This is a genomic window from Shigella sp. FC1661 (genome assembly GCF_001712525.1).
GTDB lineage: Bacteria > Pseudomonadota > Gammaproteobacteria > Enterobacterales > Enterobacteriaceae > Escherichia > Escherichia coli.
Map to the genome: position 1 here is coordinate 1 of NZ_MDGW01000483.1, position 426 is coordinate 426.

Here is a 426-nt window from a genome sequence, read left to right on the forward strand (position 1 = left end):
TAGCCCCGACGTATCCCCACTGTTCGTCCATTTCCGCGCAGACGATGACGTCACTGCCCGGCTGTATGCGCGAGGTTACCGACTGCGGCCTGAGTTTTTTAAGTGACGTAAAATCGTGTTGAGGCTAACGCCCATAATGCGTGCAGTTGCCCGGCATCCAACGCCATTCATGGCCATATCAATAATTTCTGGTGCGTACCGGGTTGAGAAGCGGTGTAAGTGAACTGCAGTTGCCATGTTTTACGGCAGTGAGAGCAGAGTATAGCGCTGATGTCCGGCAGTGCTTTGCCGTTACGCACCACCCGTCAGTAGCTGAACCAGGAGGGACAGCTGATAGAAACGAGAAGCCACTGGAGCACCATCAAAACACCATCATACACATAAATCAGTAAGTTGGCAGCATCACCAAAAAATGTAGTGAAGAAC

At 51.4% G+C, this 426-nt stretch carries 1 pseudogene; it reads right to left on the reverse strand.

Annotated elements, in window-relative coordinates:
• Positions 1–362, reverse strand: a pseudogene (locus BFF42_RS20860) (IS1 family transposase); the annotation flags it as partial.
• Positions 363–426 lie beyond the last annotated feature (64 nt).